The organism is Lentilactobacillus raoultii (genome assembly GCF_900411375.1).
GTDB lineage: Bacteria > Bacillota > Bacilli > Lactobacillales > Lactobacillaceae > Lentilactobacillus > Lentilactobacillus raoultii.
On sequence record NZ_LS422984.1, the window covers coordinates 26,510 to 44,068 of the forward strand.

Consider the following 17,559-nt stretch of genomic DNA (forward strand, 5'->3'; position numbering starts at 1 on the left):
TGTTTTCAAGCAGGAAATTAATATTAGCTAGTTTTGAGAGAACGAAGTTCTTTCAGGAAAATAGTGTGGTGGCGATAGCCAGAAGGAGACACCTGTTCCCATGCCGAACACAGCAGTTAAGCTTCTGCACGCCGAGAGTAGTTGGGGGATCGCCCCCTGCCAGGGTAGGACGCTGCCACGCGATTATTCCGGCATAGCTCAGTTGGTAGAGCACCTGACTGTTAATCAGGTTGTCGACGGTTCGAGCCCGCCTGCCGGAGTTATTATTTAACTGGAGAGTTGTCCGAGCGGCCGAAGGAGCATCATTGGAAATGATGTAAACGGGTAAAAGCCTGTTTCAAGGGTTCGAATCCCTTACTCTCCGTAACCGAATAATAAGTTTTATGACCCGTTGGTCAAGTGGTTAAGACACCGCCCTTTCACGGCGGTAACATGGGTTCAAATCCCGTACGGGTCATTGGAGGATTAGCTCAGCTGGGAGAGCATCTGCCTTACAAGCAGGAGGTCACAGGTTCGATCCCTGTATCCTCCATTCCATAACAGCCTGGTTCGTTGGTCTAGTTGGTTTAGGACGCCTGCCTGTCACGCAGGAGGTCACGAGTTCGAGTCTCGTACGAACCGTTGTTATGTATTTGAAAATTGAATACACAACTTAGTATTATTATCTCTGTTAATGGTGTTATGGCTCGGTAGCTCAGTCGGTAGAGCAATGGATTGAAGCTCCATGTGTCGGCAGTTCGATTCTGTCCCGCGCCATTTATGGAGGGGTAGCGAAGTCTGGCTAAACGCGGCGGACTGTAAATCCGCTCCTTCGGGTTCGGTGGTTCGAATCCACTCCCCTCCATCATAGGGATATAGTTTAATGGTAGAACTACGGTCTCCAAAACCGTCGGTGTGGGTTCAACTCCTACTATCCCTGTTAATAATACTATGGCGGTAGTGGTGAAGTGGTTAACACATCGGTTTGTGGATCCGACACGCGTGGGTTCGATTCCCACCTACCGCCCTTTGATTGGGTTATAGCCAAGTGGTAAGGCAACAGACTTTGACTCTGTCATGCGCTGGTTCGAATCCAGCTAACCCAGTTAGGGTTAGCCAAATTTATGGCGGTATAGCCAAGTGGTAAGGCAGAGGTCTGCAAAACCTTCATCGTCGGTTCGAATCCGATTACCGCCTTTACCCATAATTTTATGGCCAATCATAATTATTTTGCCGGAGTGGCGGAACTGGCAGACGCGCTGGACTCAAAATCCAGTGTCCGTTAAAGGACGTGTGGGTTCGAACCCCACCTCCGGTATCAGAGTAGAATATAGAGTAGTTTTAAAAATCAGAAACGTTGATATAACAGCGTTTCTGATTTTTTGTTATATGGATTTTTGGATAGAGTAGCATACTTTAGCAAATCTGGGTGGCACAAGGGCTATTTTTACAGCCTTAATTTTGGAACACGTTTTTTGGAACCTCGGATTAGTCAGTGTCAAACTGCTGATCCATATATCTAATAGTCCTTTCAAATTCTTTATTTTTACCGCCTAAATGATTTCCTCAATTTATAAATGTTCAGTTTCTTATAAAACACCAGGGGTAAGAGAATTATCATGACATTTAACATCATTAGAAGTAGCAGTTTAAAATGGCCCTCAGCTTCTTCAATCGAATGATAATGCCGGTAAACAAATAGTATTGAATGTAGCCGTAAACGTAATTTCAATAGAACAAAAAAAGACACATCTCCTCAAAAATATTGGAAATAGTGTCTTTTTTAACGATTAAACGTTTAAAATCTTATTTAAGAAGTCTTGTAATCGTTCATTTTTAGGATGTTCAAAGATTTGGTCTGGGGTTCCTTGTTCCAGAATCTGACCGTCATCCACAAATACTACTCGATCGGCAACTTCTTTAGCAAATCCCATTTCATGAGTGACCACAATCATCGTCATACCTTTTTTAGCAAGATCTTTCATGACTTCAAGTACGTCACCAACCATTTCAGGATCCAAAGCTGAGGTTGGTTCGTCAAACAACATGATGTCGGGATTCATTGCTAAAGCGCGGGCAATTGCTACCCGTTGTTGTTGTCCGCCAGATAGGGACTGAACTCTGGCATCGAATTTTTCTTCCAGACCAACCATTTCTAGTAACTGCTTAGCCTGTTTCGAAGCTTGTTCTTTAGACGCTTTTTTTAATTCAACTGGTGCCAACATAATATTTTCGCCAACTGTTAGGTTATTAAATAAATTAAAATGCTGGAAGACCATGCCAATATTTTCACGAACTGTGTTAATATTGGCGTCTTTATTTGCAATATCGACGTCGTCAATGATGATTGATCCGGATGTAGGTTCTTCTAACTTATTTAACGTTCGAAGCAACGTACTTTTTCCAGATCCGGATGGGCCAATGATGACCACTACTTCGTTATTTTTAACCGTTAAGTTAATTCCTTTCAGCACTTCATTGGTGCCAAAGGTTTTGACTAAATTGGTTACTTTAACTTTGTCACTCATACGTTTGTTCTCCTTTGTACCCAGTTAGAAAGCCAAGTTAACAGGGTAATAATGATTAAATACATTAAGGCAACAATTGTCCAAACTTTGAATCCTTCAAGGTTTCTGGCAATAATAATTTTACCGGTTTGGGTTAGTTCAAGTAAGCCGATGATCGAAAGGATTGAAGTATCCTTTAACGTAATAATGAATTGGTTGATAAACGATGGGATCATGATTCTGATACCTTGTGGCAAAATCACTTTACGCATTGATTTCCCAAACGGCAACCCCAGACTGCGGGCAGCTTCCATCTGGCCCGGATCAACCGCTTGAATACCGCCCTTAACAAAAGCTGCAATATAAGCGCCTTCGTTAAAGGTCAAGGTGATGACACCAGCAACAAAAGCTGGAATCTTTTCGCCAGTTAAACTTGGAATTCCTGTATAGATAAACAGTGCCAAGACCAGCAATGGCATTCCTCTAAAGAGATAGATCAAGACGCTTGAAAGCCAGTTAGAGAATTTATTTGGGACAACCCCCAGCAAGCCGACAACGATTCCGAAAATAGTTGCAAAAAAGATTGAAACGATTGTCAGCCAGAGCGTTTCCTTTAGACCGGAAAGTAGGGCGCCTTTGTTTTGTTTGATTAAGCCAATAAAACTGCGGTCCTCGCTATTACTTGATGCTGTTTTTACGGCCGCCTCTGAGCCGCCTGTTCCCAGGTACTTAGCCTTAATATCATCATAGGTCCCACTAGCCTTTAAATCCTTAAGGCCGCTGTTAAACGCACGTAAGAGAGCCTGATTATGGCCCCTTTTAACTGCAAACCCATATGGTGCACTTTCGGCAGGCTTAGTTGCAATTTTCAATTTAGTACCTTGTTTAATTGCATACTGCATAACTGGATGGTCTTCAAAGCAGGCTGCCGAGTTTCCGGTTACAACATCCTGATACATATTGTTTGAATCATCAAATGTCGTAACTGTAAAACCATATTTCTTTTTGAGGCTGTTTGCGTAATCCGCACCCGCAGTCCCGGTTTTAACTGCTACTTTTTTCCCCTTTAATTGGGATAAACTTTTAATTTTACTATTCTTACTTACTGCCATGACCACGCCTGACGTGAAATAGGGGCTTGAAAAGTCAAATTGCGATTTCCGAGCTTTGGTAATTGACATGCCGGCAATCACGCCGTCAATTTGACCGGATTCGACTGCTTGAACCGCTGCGTTAAAGCCGAGTGGTTTGATTTTAACTTTAAAACCCTGCTCAGCGGCAATTGATCGAATTAAGTCCATGTCAATACCGACGTATTTGTTATGCTTATTCGCGAATTCGAAAGGTGGAAAAGTGACATCAGTCCCAATTGTAAAAGTTTTTCCCTTAACGGCACGGTTTGTTTGATTGCCGAGGTATTTACCAACAATTTTGTCATAGGTTCCGTTAGCCTTGATCTTTTTAAGGCCGGCATTAAATTTAGAAATTAATGCCTTGTGGGTGCCTTTTTTAACCGCAAATCCATACCAACCTGTGTTGGCGGGTTTGCTGACAATTTTTAATTTAAGCCCTTTTTTGATCCCATACTGCATAACAGGTTGGTCTTCAAAGCAGGCAACCGAATTGCCAGTGGTGACATCCTGATACATATTATCAGAATCATCAAACGTAACCGTTTTAAAACCATACTTTTTCTTGATACTATTTGCGTAGTCAGCCGCTGCAGTTCCTGTCTTTAAAGCAACTCGCTTACCTTTTAACTGTTTAAAACTTGAAATATGACTATTTTTGGCAACAGCCATCACTACCCCAGTTTTGTAATAGGGTGTCCCAAAGTCGAACTTAGCTTGTCGCTCAGGCGTTATTGTCATTCCGGCAATGACACCATCTTCTTGACCGGATTGAACCGATTGAACGGCTGCATTAAAGCCAACTGGTTTAATATGAACTTTAAAACCTTCTTCTTTGGCAATCGCGTTCATAATATCAATATCGATACCAACGTATTGATTATGCTTATTTGCAAACTCAAAAGGTGGGTAAGTCACATCTGTTCCAATTTGATACGTTTTGGCATGGCTAACGGTACTAAAGAAGCCAAGGCATGCCAGAAAAACCAGCAAAAAAGCAGCCCAGCCAAGGCGTTTTGACAATTTGTGAATCATGATATTCCTCCTACACGTATGTAATAAAATATAACATATAATAATGAGACTATTCTAGCAGAAATTAAACTGATTGTATAGCGTCAGTCACCAATTCGCGTAAAGAACTAGATAATCACTTGACAGCAGTTAGGTACCTAAGCGATGGCCAACAATGGATAACCTAAGGTGGACAGCTTCTTTAATAATTAATAAAACATTAAAATCGCATTGACAATTGTGGTGGTGTTACTCATAATTGGGGTTAAAATGTCTCAATCATTTAATGTGATAATTAAAGCCAGTGTTTAAATGGAGTGAAATCTTACATAACAAGATTGGCGAATTGATGATTAAAACAGCTAGTTGGAGGCGCATAATTTGAAATTTCCAGAATCTGATGTGTTACAAGGATTGCCAAAACAATTTTTTGCAAACTTGGTTAAAAAAGTGAATGCTAAAGTAGCTACCGGTGCTGATGTAATTAATTTAGGTCAAGGGAATCCGGATCAGCCCACACCTGAATTTATTGTTAAGTCAATGCAGGAACAAACGGCGATTCCTAAAAATCATAAGTATTCTCAATTCCGCGGCGATCCGGAACTGAAGAAAGCGGCTGCCGAATTTTATAAACGCCAATATGGCGTCGAACTGGATCCGGAGAAGGAAATTGCAATCCTAGGAGGATCAAAAATCGGCTTGGTAGAGCTGCCCTTTGCAATTTTAAATCCTGGTGATACGATGTTACTGCCGGACCCAGGATATCCTGATTATTTATCTGGTGTCGCTTTGGCTAAAGTGAAACTTTCATTGATGAGATTAAAAGAAAAAAATGATTTTATGCCGGATTATGCTGAGCTGGACAGCGATACGGTTGCTAAAGCAAAGTTAATGTATCTAAACTACCCCAATAATCCAACCGGTGCAGTTGCGACACCAGCGTTCTTCAAAAAAACAGTCGACTTTGCCAAAGCAAACCAAATCGGTGTGGTCCATGATTTTGCGTATGGGGCCATTGGTTTTGATCATCAAAAGCCGATTAGTTTCTTACAAACACCTGGGGCAAAGGAAGTTGGCATTGAAACGTATACTTTTTCTAAGTCGTATAATATGGCAGGTTGGCGGATTGGTTTTGCTGCGGGGAATGCTGATATGATTGAAGCAATTAATTTACTTCAGGATCATTTATTCGTGAGCGTTTTTCCAGCAATGCAAAAAGCGGCTATTACAGCCTTAAATAGTGATCAACAAACGGTTAAAGAACTAGTCGCATTATATGAAAAACGACGGAATCAATTTTTCTCAGCGGCACGCGCAATCGGATGGGAACCTTATCATTCAGGCGGTTCTTTTTATGCATGGATGCCGGTTCCAGAGGGTTATACCAGTGAAGCATTCGCTGATTTATTGTTAGATAAAGCAGCAGTTGCTGTTGCACCTGGAAATGGTTTTGGTGAAGGTGGAGAAGGCTTTGTCCGGGTAGGGCTGTTGATTGATGAACCAAGGTTTACGGAAGCTTGTCAGCGAATTAAGAAATTGAATTTATTTTAAATTAATCAAAATAAGGATCAGTGATCGGCTTTTTCAGCTTATCCTGATCCTTTTAATTTACCAATAACCCAGTAGCTGAGTTAATTTCGCACGGTCTAAGTCACGCTGCGAGATCCTGGCTGTTTCGGTTCCATCCAATCCGGTTGAGGATCGTTGAACTGGTTTTTCCCAAAGATATTTGGTGATAAGATTCCCATTGCTGGTTGGTGCATACATTAAATCTGCTTGATAGGCTGTGTGATCCAATCCTAACGTGTGACCAAGTTCATGGGCCATAACACCCGTCCAATATCGCTTAATCGTCATTTGAGAAGCTAATGCTGGTTTCAAATAAGCTGTTGGGTATTTTGGATCAGTAAAATGTCTTTCATTGATCAAGATCTTTTGACCGTTATATAAACCATCCCAATTATTACTAGCAGCTTGGGCAAATTTGATTGGTAAAGTTGCCGTTTGATGGTTACCAAGTTTAAAAACTTTGGTCTTTAAAGCAAAGTTCCACTTATTGATAGCGATTTTGGCAATGGGCTTTAGTGTTTTGGAAGGGACATCGATAATTGCTGTGTGCGATTTGAACATAGATTTAGGTGAAAAATGAAAGACGTTATAGGAAGTATCCAACAAATTTTCTTTGGTGCGATAATCTCGCTGACTCAAAGAACGAATGGGCATTGTGGGATTCATATCCGGCGCGTGGTTAATCAGCCCTTGAATTGTTTGTTTTGAGTGCGATTTTTTTGTTAAGTAATGTGGGGAAAAATCTGAATCATCAGTGTCTGACTTGTTGTCGTTTAATTGATGAATAGATGAAAGCAGGTTCTTAGTAGATGTCAGTTGTGAAGTTGGACTTCTCATAGGATTTAACTGTTTAGGTGCCCATTTATGATTGGCTGCAGCAGTGATGGACGTTGAAAAAAGCAATGTGGTGCTAACTGCAATTAAAACCACTCGACATAAATATACTAAATGATGTTTAGAAAACTGCATGGGAAGAAATTCCTTTCAGTAAAGAATTGGATATCAATTATGGTTAATATAACACATCCTGTTGAGAGTCATTGAAATAATGATCATAAAAATAAGTTAAAAGTGGACACTTACCCATTTTTGAGGTGAGTCACTATCACGTCGTAAGGGAACACCCAAGTCATCAAGGCGACTATTAAGGTTTATTTGGTGAAACAAAAAACACTGGTCTTCATTTTTTACCAGTGCTTTTTGTTGATGTTATTTTTAAAGTAATCTAAGTAGCGTTAGTCTTTTGACACGTTTAGGAAAACAGCGCCAAGCCCTTGATCAAAGGTCGCTTTCCACTCGCCATCTGTTAAGGATTCAGGTAACAGGAAAGTGCCACTGGAAACTCGTTGACCAGCTTGTAGTGGCTGACCTTGATCTTCAAGCTTCTTAACCAGCCATTGCAAGGAATTTAATGGATTGCCAAGAACTTCAGAGGAGGCACCATCTTTTAATTTCTTGCCGTTATGGAAAAGCTGACACTTAACATTTGCTAACGCCTCAACGGAATCAAATAGCTGAGAGGCCTCAACTTCCTGACCGTAAACGACAAACCCACCAACTGCCGCATCTGCCATCACCATGTATTTGGAAAGGCTTGGGAACCAATCACTAAATCGTGAATCAGGGACTTCAACGGCAGGAGCAACCTTCGTTTTTTTAAGGAGATCTTCCAGCGAATCATGGCTGCTAAGTGGTTCTTTGGCTGTAAAAAGCATCTCAACTTCTGCCAGTGGCTCCATCAAACTTGAACGATGTAAGGTAACGGGAGATTGGACGAAGTGACTCTCAACCTGGGCACCGTAAAGCGGAGAGTCCGAATCAAACATGTCTTGGGTTTGCTTACTGGTAAGCGATACTTTATAACCACCGACGGCTTCTTCTTTGAGCTCAGTTAACCGTTTTTGGACTCGATAGGCCGTTTGCTCATCAGTCACGACATCTTTCCAATCAGCCTCTTTTAATGGCTGGTGTGATTGATAAGCGTGAAATAGTTTCTCTGCAAATTCATTTTCCTTAGCTGATAATGTCATTGTTGCTTGTTTTTGTGTTTCCATAAGCGTGACCTCCATAAATTTAGTTAATTTTGATTGTCCCCGCCTATTACTAATTGTGAGGACAAATATGTGTGATGAAATATGTGTTGGGATGAAACTATGAATGAAACTATGTCAAATTTGAAACTAATATGTGTTAAAAACGATGATGCATTATGTCGTAATAATTTTAAAAAGCTCACCAACTCTGACTGACTAATCTGAATCTGACCCGGATTATCGTTAGAGCTGTTAATGTCCGATTTCATATGTCCTCACCACCTTTAAAATAAAATTTTTCATTAGAAACTAACAAAAAGCGCCCCTTAACTGTCAACTAACTGACAATTAAAGGGCGCTTTTGCGCGGTACCACCTTATTTTCATAACCTTATTACTAAGGCTATCTTAAACGTACGGTAAAAAATACGATACGCTGACACAATAATGGGTGTTCCCAACGTAACCTACTGAAACTTTTGGCTACATAGCTCAGAGATGATAATCATTCAATAACGTAAATTGCTTTTCACCGACCAGCAACTCTCTGATTACAATTAATAAATGATGCTTCTCTTCAACGCTTTTTCTAATGTGAATTTAATGATTGTCATTAATTTACACCCAGTTTTTCATAATGTCAAGGTCGTTTTGAGTTATTTTTTAAATTTATGTGGATTTTCGCGAAGAACACGTGCCGGGTTTCCCGCAATAATGACATTATCACCAAACGATTTAGTGACAGTAGAATTGGCGCCCACAATTACATTATTTCCCAAAGTGACGCCTGGAAGAATCACGGAGCCGCCACCGACCCACACATCATCGCCGAGAGTTACCGGCTTTCCTAAGCCGACAAATTCTTCTCGCTCTGTTGGATTAAGGGGGTGATAAGCGGCATAAATTTGAACGTGGGGTGCCAGCATGCAGTGATTACCAATTGTGACTGGGGCAATGTCTAAAATGACGTTATCGTAATTGCACATAAAATAATCACCGACATGGATATTGTAGCCAAAGTCGCAGCGGAAGTTTGGTTGAACCCATGGACTTTTACCTACGGAACCAAAGAGCTGGCGAACGAGGTGCTCCTTTTCTTCGCTGGCTGTATCATCGAGTTCATTCATCATTTTGCATAATCGGCGCGCTTTGGTTTCGTCAGCCGCTAATTCAGGATCCATGATGTGGTAAGGCTCACCGGCCAAAAATTTTTCTTTTTCTGTTGCCATTGTTTTTCCACCCTTATGATTGATTTGATATTAGTCATTATAACATGCCGGTCAGTATAAATTTAATGTTCAAAAATTAGTCCGGACAAATAAAAATAACCTGTTACATGAAGGGTGATAAACTTATCGTTTCAATAAATTTGGAATTGCTCAACCCCGTGTTTTCGGGTATTATTAATTAAATGAGAATCTCATCAAATGAGATGAAAGGATGACTTTGAATGAAAGCAGTTATTACGGTGATTGGTCATGATCAAATTGGGATTGTTGCGAAGGTTTCCCAAAAATTAGCACTCTTAAAGGTCAACATTACTGATATTTCACAAACATTAATGGATGGTGAATTTACGATGATGTTAATGGGTGAGTGGGATGACTCGAAAGGCGATTTTGAAACCATTAAGAAAGGCTTGGCTGATTTGGGAACGGGGACAGGTCTTGACATTCACATTCAACGTCAAGAATTGTTTGACGCGATTCAAAAGCTATAGGGGGTGATAACGAATGGAAACCAAACAAATTCTAGAAACCATTCAAATGATCTCCGAAGAAAAATTAGATATTCGAACGATTACAATGGGAATTTCATTGTTTGATTGTATTGATAGCGATGGTCAAAAAGCTCGGCAGAAAATTTATGATAAATTAACTAAGAGTGCCGAAAATCTGGTCGAGGTAGCTAATCAAATTGAGTCGGAATATGGCATTCCAATTGTTAACAAGCGACTTTCAGTGACACCAATTGCAATGATTGCAGCGGCTTGTCATGATGATAATTACGTCGCCTATGCCCATACAATGGAAAAAGCCGCGCAGACTTTAGGCGTTGATCTGATTGGTGGCTTCTCTGCACTTGTACAAAAGGGCTATCAAACTGGTGATCATAAGCTAATCGCTTCCATCCCACAGGCATTAAGTGAGACCAAACGAGTATGCGGTTCGGTGAATGTCGGGTCAACTCGGGCTGGCATTAATATGAATGCGGTTAAACAAATGGGGCAGGTTGTCAAAGAGATTGCCGCAATTGATCCAATTAATTGTATGAGTCTGGTGATTTTTGCCAATGCAGTTGAAGATAATCCGTTTATGGCCGGGGCATTTCACGGTGTTGGCGAGGCCGATAAAGTGATTAACGTTGGAATTAGTGGTCCAGGGGTTGTTAAACGGGCGTTGGAAAAAGTTCGTGGTGAATCAATGGATATTGTTTCTGAAACGATTAAAAAGACAGCATTTAAAGTCACTCGAATGGGCCAGTTTGTTGGTAACGTAGCGGCAAAACGGCTCCATGTTCCGTTTGGGATCGTTGACTTGTCATTGGCCCCGACACCCAACCCGGGGGATTCGGTTGCTGAAATTTTAGAAGAAATTGGGTTGCAGAGCGTGGGAGCTCCAGGGACGACAGCTGCTTTGGCGCTCTTAAACGATGCCGTTAAAAAAGGTGGCGTGATGGCTTGCGAGCATGTTGGTGGGCTATCCGGGGCGTTTATACCGGTTTCTGAGGACAGCGGTATGATTAAAGCTGTTGAACACAGTCATTTGAATTTGGAAAAACTAGAGGCAATGACGGCTGTTTGTTCAGTCGGCTTAGATATGATTGCAATTCCAGGTGATACGCCAGCGACAACCATTAGCGGCATGATTGTGGATGAAGCTGCGATTGGCGTCATTAATAACAAGACAACGGCTGTGCGGGTCATCCCAGCAACCGGAAAAACAGTTGGTGACCGGGTTGATTTTGGCGGTTTGTTTGGCTATGCGCCCGTTATGCCGGTTAACCCTAATAGCTCGGCGGCAATGGTCAATCGAGGCGGACAAATTCCAGCTCCAATCCATTCTTTTAAAAATTAAACTGATCGTTTTAATAAGTATCAAATCAAAAAGGTTAAACGGGGCAAATTGCCAGTTTATCCTTTTTATTTTTCGACAAATGACTTTTCAACGATAACACATGGAACACCGTCTTCAAGAAATGGTGACGAGGTAACGGAATATCCCAATTTTTCATAAAAGCCCTTGGCCGTCACTTCACTGTGAATCAGTGACTTAGTTAAGCCTTGTCGACGACCGTAATTTTCCATGGCCATTAAAACCTGCTTGCCATATCCTCGTCCTCGGTACGCTGGAAGTGTGGCCACCCGCCCGATCTTTAACGTTTGATCATCAAATTGTTGATACCGACAAGTGGCCACAGGTGTTATCCCGTCAAATAAGACGGCATATACTTCCCGGTCATCATCAAGATCATCGAATTCGTCTCGTAACGCAATTCCCCGTTCAATAACAAAGACGGTCATCCGAATGTAAGCGGCAGCCGCCCGAATAGGCTTGGAACTTTCGACAACTAATTGCATGAAATCACTTTCAATCTGTTATTTATTATTAATATTTTTGTAACGAATTTGTCAATTTATTAAAAATGTGCTTAAAACATGATATGATAGATAATTGTATTAGCGAGTTAAGAAAGCTTGAAGTTTTTATTAAGGATGTGGAACGGTAAGGCTTATAAGTAGATTGTACGTTCCAAAGCTCGTAAAATGAAGTAAAATATCTGCCAAGGGGGTTGGCTAGATCCATGTCACGAAAGGAAAAATTTCGTCAGCAAAAAAAAGCAAGTCGAAATCGCAAACTTAAGCGATTTGCGGCCGTGGCCGTGTTAGTATTGGCTGGCGGATTCATTGGGTCACATGTTTATTTTCAGAATCACTTTAAATGGACAAAAATTAATGATGTTGATGTGTCCGGCTTAACAGTTGCTCAGGCAACCAAAAAATTAAATCAATCCGAAATTGATCAAAAGGGGCACTATTTAGTTGTCAAAAAGTCACGAATTAAGTTAAATTCAAATGATGTTAAGCAATTATTCAAGCATCGAAGCTCAATGAGTATGTTAACTTCAAAACAAATGAGTGCTCAAACCGAAGTTTCCAATCATGCCTATCATTATCGAATGACGGTTCTGTTACCAAAATTTAAGAAACGGATTGACCAACTCAACATTACCAGAAAGCCAACGGTTGATTCAACAATTAAATTGGCAAATGGTCAGGTAACCGTCAAAAAAGGCTATCAGGGAAACGAGTTGGATAAAGCATCTATGGTGCGAGACTTTAAGAAACAAGCTAAGGACAACCTGATTATTTCCGTTAAAATGAAGAAGGAAGTTGCTGCTTCGCCAGATAGTTCGGTCATTAAGAACCGTAAGCAAGCTTTGCAGAAACGACTTCAAAATACGGTTACGCTGACAACTTATAACAAATCATTTACGTTTAAAGCCGGGAAATGGCTGACTAGTGGTCGGGTAACAGCTAATGGAAAGTATCACTTTGATTCAACCAAGCTCAAAAACTGGGTTGCCAAGTTTGCTAATAAAGTGAACACACTCGGACGGTCATTCACCATTTCTAAACCAAAGAAAGTTCGAATTTCAAATGGTGGGACTTATGGATGGAAAATTAACCAACAGGCGCTATCGACTGCCTTGTTAAAGAATTTAGCAAAGAAGAATCCCAAGAATCTTAACTTGAAACATTACGTTTCCGGAACCGGATATGGGATTAAAGGTGCCGGCAAAACTTACGTAGCTGTTGATTTGACCAATCTTGAAGAATATGTTTATAAAAATGGTCAACTAAAAGCCAAGATTCCAATTATGTCTGGAACCTTAACTGGTGGTAATGCAACGCCTACCGGTTCTTACTTCATTATGTATAAGCAGCGCCATGCAACATTACGGGGCAAGAACAGTGATGGGTCCAAGTATGCGTCACCCGTTGGTTACTGGGAGCCTGTAACGCTGTCTGGTGTCGGATTGCATGATTCGCCATGGCAGCCGGCATCGGTTTATGGTAATCCAAGTGCCAGATCTCAATATCATTCTCACGGTTGTTTAAATAACCCACCGTCACAAATGCCAAAGGTCTGGAAATATACTCATACAAATGAACCTGTTGTGATTTATAAATAACTGAACAGATCAAAAAAGCGATGATCCTTGATAGATTAATCAAAAGTCTATCAGAGATCATCACTTTTTTCTTATCTTAGCTAATCTTCTGTAATCAAAATTTTAATACCCAAATATAAATTATAAACAAACATGATTAAATCTACTAACCCAACTAAAACGATTAAAGCCGCAAACATTAGACCAGTCAGCCGTGAATTCTTGGTTGTTAAGCCGGTAATTCCGACAATCATTAGTGTGAGAATTGTCAGGACAACCGGAATCAAATGTAATAGAAACGCATGTTTAGCGGTTTCGTGCATCTCTTGGTGTGAGTTGGTAACCAGCCAGACAATAAAGGGAAAAATGAAGGGTGCAAACACGATCGATAAGTAAGATAATGCGTTAACAATCTTATTTTGAGACATGGGTGACCTCCAGCGTTTTTTAGTGAGTGATTTTACTTAGCATATGTTTTGTAAACCGGTGCCCTGAATAAGTCAACGTATCCGTTGGAGGTATTATAGTCTCTTAAGACCTTAACCCGTTGGTGATTGATTGTCCGAGAAGTCGTTTTCCAGCCACCGTCGCTTTGATAAGCTTTTTGAGCTAATGCGTTAAACGTGTATTTAGTTGAATGCTTAATTTTAGCCACTGCTAATTTTTTATAGCCTTTCCAGTTACTACGGAAAAGACTGTGAGTGTTCCCCTTATAGGTTTGAGTGACTGAATATTTGTTAATGTGGGTGACACAGATATGGCCGTTAACATAAGAGTACCAATTGCCACGCCAGGCGCTGGGAGTTGTTGAGTGAATTTCACCAACTTTAAAGTAGGCAGCACTTGCAGACGGTGTTGTCATAGTTGCTTGAATAACACCAAACGCTAAACCAATGAGTGGCAATATCAATAATTTAAAAAATTTGACTTTCATTTAAATATCCTTTCTTAGTTGTCAATTCTAGGTTAAAAATGAGTTCACGCTTAAAAGTATATATGCAATATAGCTTTTTTTAAAGGGCAATGTCAAATGGCAGATGCGAAGCACCTTTTTAACAGCAATTATTTAATCATCAAAAAAGCAGTTTATCATCACTTTTCATTGAAAAATGATTGATAAACTGTTTTTTGAATCACTTGATTTACTTATGATTCAGAGTGTTTACTGCGTCGGGTTGGATGCTTCTTTTCATCTTCAGCCAGTTTCTTTTGATACATTTTATCAGTGACATAAGGGTAAGTCCACTTAATCATCGCTGACATAATGATCGGTAGTGTAATGACCAGAATAATTAGCCCGACAATCACGGCAGTTGCCACTTGGATTAGTGTCAAAACACTGGAAGGAATTAACGCTGCAAAGGTACCACCTAAAATGATCGCGGCTGAAATAACAACTGTTCCAATAATGGTTGCCGAATGTAGAATCCGCCGACGGACATCAGGAATGGCACTGGCGTCATCCCGATATCGCATCATTAAGAAGATACTGTAATCGACTCCAAGTGCAATTAACATAATGAAACTAAAGAATGGGGTGTTCCAAGTTAACAGATCACGAGCCATCAGATAGGCTGACAGCCATCTGGTAATCTGCAAAGAGGCGAAGTAGGTCACTACGAGAGTTCCAATGATTGTGAGTGCCTGAACCAGTGAACGGGTCACAATCATTAGGGCCAACCCGATTCCAACTAACATGATCACAACGGTGCGCAAGAAATCGCCGTTAGCGGTCTTTTGAAGATCGGCTGTTTGAGAACTTTGGCCCCCAATGGCAACCGTTGCATTCTTCAGATCAGTATTCTTTAATTTGGATTTAACATCTGATGAAATGGTTCGAATTCGTTTAGCAGATTGGGTGGTACTTGGGTCAGAGTTTAAGACAATCGTGATGCTGGTGATTTTACGATTTTTGGACATAAAGGAATCCAGAGATGGCGTAAATGACGCACTCTTGATTGTCTCAGCCGGCATATAAAAAGTATTACCAAGATATGACTTCTGCATTTGTTTCAAATAGTTGTTAACGGTGCTGGTTCCGCGACCAATTTGAGTCAGTCCGGTGTTTGCTGAAGTTAATCCCTGTTGAAGTTGTTTAGTTTGAGCAGCTAACCGTTTCATTTTGGCATTGAGTTCCTGAACGCCATTATTAACTTGGGTACTGCCATTGGCAACCCGTCTAGCACCGGCAGTCAGTGATGAACTATTTTGCTGCAACTGGGTACTACCCTGGCTCAAGCGGTTTAACCCGCTGGCAAATGGTGTTGATTGCGCTCTTAGTTGGCCAAGCCCTGATGTCACTGAACTTGAACCAGCAGCTAAACGTCCCGCGCTTTGGCTAACTGATGGTAGTCGGCCAGTTCGACGCTGCAGATTGCGAATACCCGTTGTAACCTGTTGACTACCAGCTTGCAGTTGGCCGACGCCACTTGTTAGGGATGAGGCCCCTTGACTCAGTTGTTGAGAGCCACTAGAAAGTTGACCAACACCATTTGTATAGGTTGAAATTCCCTGACTAAGCTGTTGTGCACCTGATTGGAGGCTCTTGGCACCAGTTGCAAGTCGTTGAACTTGAGCAGCACTTTGATCAGGATTTGAACTAGCTAACTGTTTGTTAGCCTTTTTCAAACCGCGCTGAACTTTTTTGAGACCGGCATTTGCTTGATTTAAACCACTAACCAGTTTTCCTAATTGGCTCTTTAGGTAAAGTTGTTGAATTTTTTCACCGCCGGGTCGGGTGACTGATGAGACGGTCTTAACGCCGGGTTCGGATTTCAGATAGCCGGTCAAATCATCGAGCTCAGCCAAATCCTTTTGGGTATTCAGCGGCTTCTTACTTTCAATATATAAAGTCGACGGGCCGGACATGCCGGCTGGATAATGGGCCTGAATAACGTTATAGCCGGCCTTTGATTGAACGGTATTGGGCAATTCGTCAGCGTTGTTAAAGTTAAGTGGGTGAGTTCCCAAGAATAACAGTGGGATGGCAGCAATAATTAAAATCCCGACCATGATGAAAGTGTGGGAAAGGGTGGTTTTGGAGAGAAAATTCCACAGGAAACTTCTATCGTGAGCGGAAAGGTTCTTACTTGGCCAGAACAATTTCTCACCCAACATGGCCATAAAGAACATGTTGAAGGTTAAAAGAACCGCCAAGAGAATGGCCACGCCAACTGCGACGGCCACGCCTGAGCGATAGAAACCAAATTTTGCCAGTGACAAGGCAGCAAAACCGATTAAGACTGATGAACCACTATAAAGAATAGTTCGACCGGCGTGTTTTCGGGCCACCTTTGCGGCTTCGGGAGCTTCGACCCCTTTTTTGATTTCTTCTTTGAAGCGATCATAGAGGAGAATGTTATAGTCTGTTCCAATCCCAAACAGAACCACAACCAAGAAAACCTGAGTAAAGTTTGAAATTGGGAAGTTGACTTTATCTGCTAAGTTCATCACAACGTTTAACGACAATAAATAGGATAACCCAACCGTTAACAGTGAAATGAATGGAATAAGCAGAGATCTAAAGACAACGACTAGAACAAGAAAGATAAAAATTGCGGCAATAATTTCAGTTTTTTTCAAGCCTTGTTCGGTCACAGTTGAAAAATCTTCATTCAAAATATCATTACCGGTAACATAAGTCCGTAAACCGGGAGTCTTGATTTTTTGAAGTAATTTATCGGTTTGCCCTCGAACTTTGTACTTACTAGATAAGGTGACCATGACCATCTGCGTCGTTTGATCATCGGAAGTCAACTGCTTTTTGGCGGCAGAATTGTCACTTGGGCTAGTGACTTTATTGATATGTAAGCTCTTATCGCCTTTGATTGCACTAGTTACATCGGCAATCTGTTGTGATTGGCTTGCAGTAATCTTGCCATTTTTATTATTAAAGACCAGAATCAAATCACGAACTGAATGATTACCCGACGCCTTTTTTTGAATTTTGTTAGCGACTTGGCTCTCAACGTTTGAAGGTAGTGTAACGGCTCCTTTATCACGAACCAATTGCGAAATGTTTGGTAGTGTGAACATAGCGATTAAAGCTAGCCCAATCCAAACAATCAACGCTAAGCCGTGTTTTCTAATGAAATTTTGCATTAATACTTTCTCCCCTTTAAAAATGTTATTGTAAGTAAGCAATTGTTTAAAT

At 41.0% G+C, this 17,559-nt stretch carries 13 protein-coding genes, 12 tRNA genes, 1 rRNA gene and 1 other annotated feature; of the genes, 17 read left to right on the plus strand and 9 right to left on the minus strand.

Going from position 1 to position 17,559, the window contains the following annotated elements; genetic code table 11:
- Positions 1-64 precede the first annotated feature (64 nt).
- The 13 genes from rrf (at position 65) to ED605_RS01705 (ending at position 1,297) form a co-directional block, all read left to right on the plus strand.
- Positions 65-181 (plus strand): 5S ribosomal RNA (rrf, locus tag ED605_RS01645).
- A gap of 6 nt (positions 182-187) precedes the next feature.
- Positions 188-260 (plus strand) — tRNA-Asn (locus ED605_RS01650).
- A 13-nt stretch (positions 261-273) separates the two neighbouring features.
- Positions 274-364, plus strand: a tRNA-Ser gene (locus ED605_RS01655).
- A gap of 21 nt (positions 365-385) precedes the next feature.
- Positions 386-457 (plus strand) — tRNA-Glu (locus tag ED605_RS01660).
- A 2-nt stretch (positions 458-459) separates the two neighbouring features.
- Positions 460-532, plus strand: a tRNA-Val gene (locus tag ED605_RS01665).
- A gap of 14 nt (positions 533-546) precedes the next feature.
- Positions 547-621 (plus strand) — tRNA-Asp (locus ED605_RS01670).
- A 62-nt stretch (positions 622-683) separates the two neighbouring features.
- A tRNA-Phe gene (locus ED605_RS01675) sits at positions 684-756 on the plus strand.
- 5 nt (positions 757-761) lie between these two features.
- Positions 762-844, plus strand: a tRNA-Tyr gene (locus ED605_RS01680).
- A gap of 4 nt (positions 845-848) precedes the next feature.
- A tRNA-Trp gene (locus ED605_RS01685) sits at positions 849-919 on the plus strand.
- A 14-nt stretch (positions 920-933) separates the two neighbouring features.
- Positions 934-1,006: transfer RNA gene (locus tag ED605_RS01690), tRNA-His, on the plus strand.
- A gap of 7 nt (positions 1,007-1,013) precedes the next feature.
- Positions 1,014-1,085: transfer RNA gene (locus tag ED605_RS01695), tRNA-Gln, on the plus strand.
- Between the two features lie 20 nt (positions 1,086-1,105).
- A tRNA-Cys gene (locus tag ED605_RS01700) sits at positions 1,106-1,176 on the plus strand.
- A 35-nt stretch (positions 1,177-1,211) separates the two neighbouring features.
- Positions 1,212-1,297 (plus strand) — tRNA-Leu (locus ED605_RS01705).
- Positions 1,298-1,769: 472 nt separating this feature from the next.
- Here the strand turns inward: ED605_RS01705 and ED605_RS01710 are convergent.
- Both ED605_RS01710 and ED605_RS01715 read right to left on the minus strand, forming a co-directional pair.
- Complete coding sequence (locus ED605_RS01710) at positions 1,770-2,507, minus strand: amino acid ABC transporter ATP-binding protein (RefSeq protein WP_121977199.1); 738 nt, start codon at positions 2,505-2,507, stop codon at positions 1,770-1,772.
- Complete coding sequence (locus ED605_RS01715; RefSeq protein WP_121977200.1) at positions 2,504-4,651, minus strand: amino acid ABC transporter substrate-binding protein/permease; 2,148 nt, start codon at positions 4,649-4,651, stop codon at positions 2,504-2,506. The genes ED605_RS01710 and ED605_RS01715 overlap by 4 nt, the downstream gene beginning before the upstream one ends.
- Positions 4,652-5,011: 360 nt before the next feature.
- Between ED605_RS01715 and ED605_RS01720 the strand changes: the two genes are divergently transcribed.
- Complete coding sequence (locus tag ED605_RS01720) at positions 5,012-6,181, plus strand: pyridoxal phosphate-dependent aminotransferase (protein ID WP_121977201.1); 1,170 nt, start codon at positions 5,012-5,014, stop codon at positions 6,179-6,181.
- 57 nt (positions 6,182-6,238) lie between these two features.
- Here the strand turns inward: ED605_RS01720 and ED605_RS01725 are convergent, their stop codons facing one another.
- The 3 genes from ED605_RS01725 to ED605_RS01740 form a co-directional block, all read right to left on the minus strand.
- Positions 6,239-7,168 (minus strand): matrixin family metalloprotease, encoded by a 930-nt coding sequence (locus ED605_RS01725; RefSeq protein ID WP_225419019.1) that lies wholly within the window; start codon positions 7,166-7,168, stop codon positions 6,239-6,241.
- A gap of 266 nt (positions 7,169-7,434) precedes the next feature.
- Positions 7,435-8,268 carry a 2-keto-4-pentenoate hydratase gene (locus tag ED605_RS01730; RefSeq protein ID WP_121977202.1) on the minus strand — a complete coding sequence of 278 codons (834 nt, stop codon included), beginning with the start codon at positions 8,266-8,268 and terminating at the stop codon, positions 7,435-7,437.
- Positions 8,269-8,580: 312 nt separating this feature from the next.
- Positions 8,581-8,821 (minus strand) — a binding site (T-box leader).
- A 66-nt stretch (positions 8,822-8,887) separates the two neighbouring features.
- A complete protein-coding gene (locus ED605_RS01740; protein WP_121977203.1) occupies positions 8,888-9,460 on the minus strand; it encodes a sugar O-acetyltransferase in 573 nt (190 codons plus the stop codon).
- Positions 9,461-9,681: 221 nt separating this feature from the next.
- Between ED605_RS01740 and ED605_RS01745 the strand changes: the two genes are divergently transcribed.
- Positions 9,682-9,951, plus strand: a complete 270-nt coding sequence (locus ED605_RS01745) for an ACT domain-containing protein (protein ID WP_121977204.1) — start codon at positions 9,682-9,684, stop codon at positions 9,949-9,951.
- 13 nt (positions 9,952-9,964) lie between these two features.
- Positions 9,965-11,308, plus strand: coding sequence for a PFL family protein (locus tag ED605_RS01750; RefSeq protein ID WP_121977205.1), 1,344 nt, complete (start codon positions 9,965-9,967; stop codon positions 11,306-11,308).
- 65 nt (positions 11,309-11,373) lie between these two features.
- On the opposite strand, the gene ED605_RS01755 is transcribed toward ED605_RS01750, so the two are convergent.
- Entirely contained in the window at positions 11,374-11,811 is a 438-nt protein-coding gene (locus tag ED605_RS01755) for a GNAT family N-acetyltransferase (protein WP_121977206.1), read from the minus strand.
- Positions 11,812-12,035: 224 nt separating this feature from the next.
- On the opposite strand from ED605_RS01755, the gene ED605_RS01760 reads away from it, so the two are divergent.
- Positions 12,036-13,427, plus strand: a complete 1,392-nt coding sequence (locus ED605_RS01760) for a L,D-transpeptidase (RefSeq protein ID WP_121977207.1) — start codon at positions 12,036-12,038, stop codon at positions 13,425-13,427.
- A gap of 80 nt (positions 13,428-13,507) precedes the next feature.
- Here ED605_RS01760 and ED605_RS01765 read toward each other — a convergent pair whose 3' ends face one another.
- From ED605_RS01765 to ED605_RS01775, 3 genes are all read right to left on the minus strand, one after another.
- Positions 13,508-13,834: a magnetosome magnetite crystal formation protein family gene (locus tag ED605_RS01765; protein WP_121977208.1), complete on the minus strand. Its 327-nt coding sequence runs from the start codon at positions 13,832-13,834 to the stop codon at positions 13,508-13,510.
- Positions 13,835-13,866: 32 nt separating this feature from the next.
- Entirely contained in the window at positions 13,867-14,340 is a 474-nt protein-coding gene (locus ED605_RS01770) for a hypothetical protein (protein WP_121977209.1), read from the minus strand.
- A gap of 212 nt (positions 14,341-14,552) precedes the next feature.
- Positions 14,553-17,507, minus strand: coding sequence for an MMPL family transporter (locus ED605_RS01775; protein ID WP_121977210.1), 2,955 nt, complete (start codon positions 17,505-17,507; stop codon positions 14,553-14,555).
- Positions 17,508-17,559: the final 52 nt, after the last annotated feature.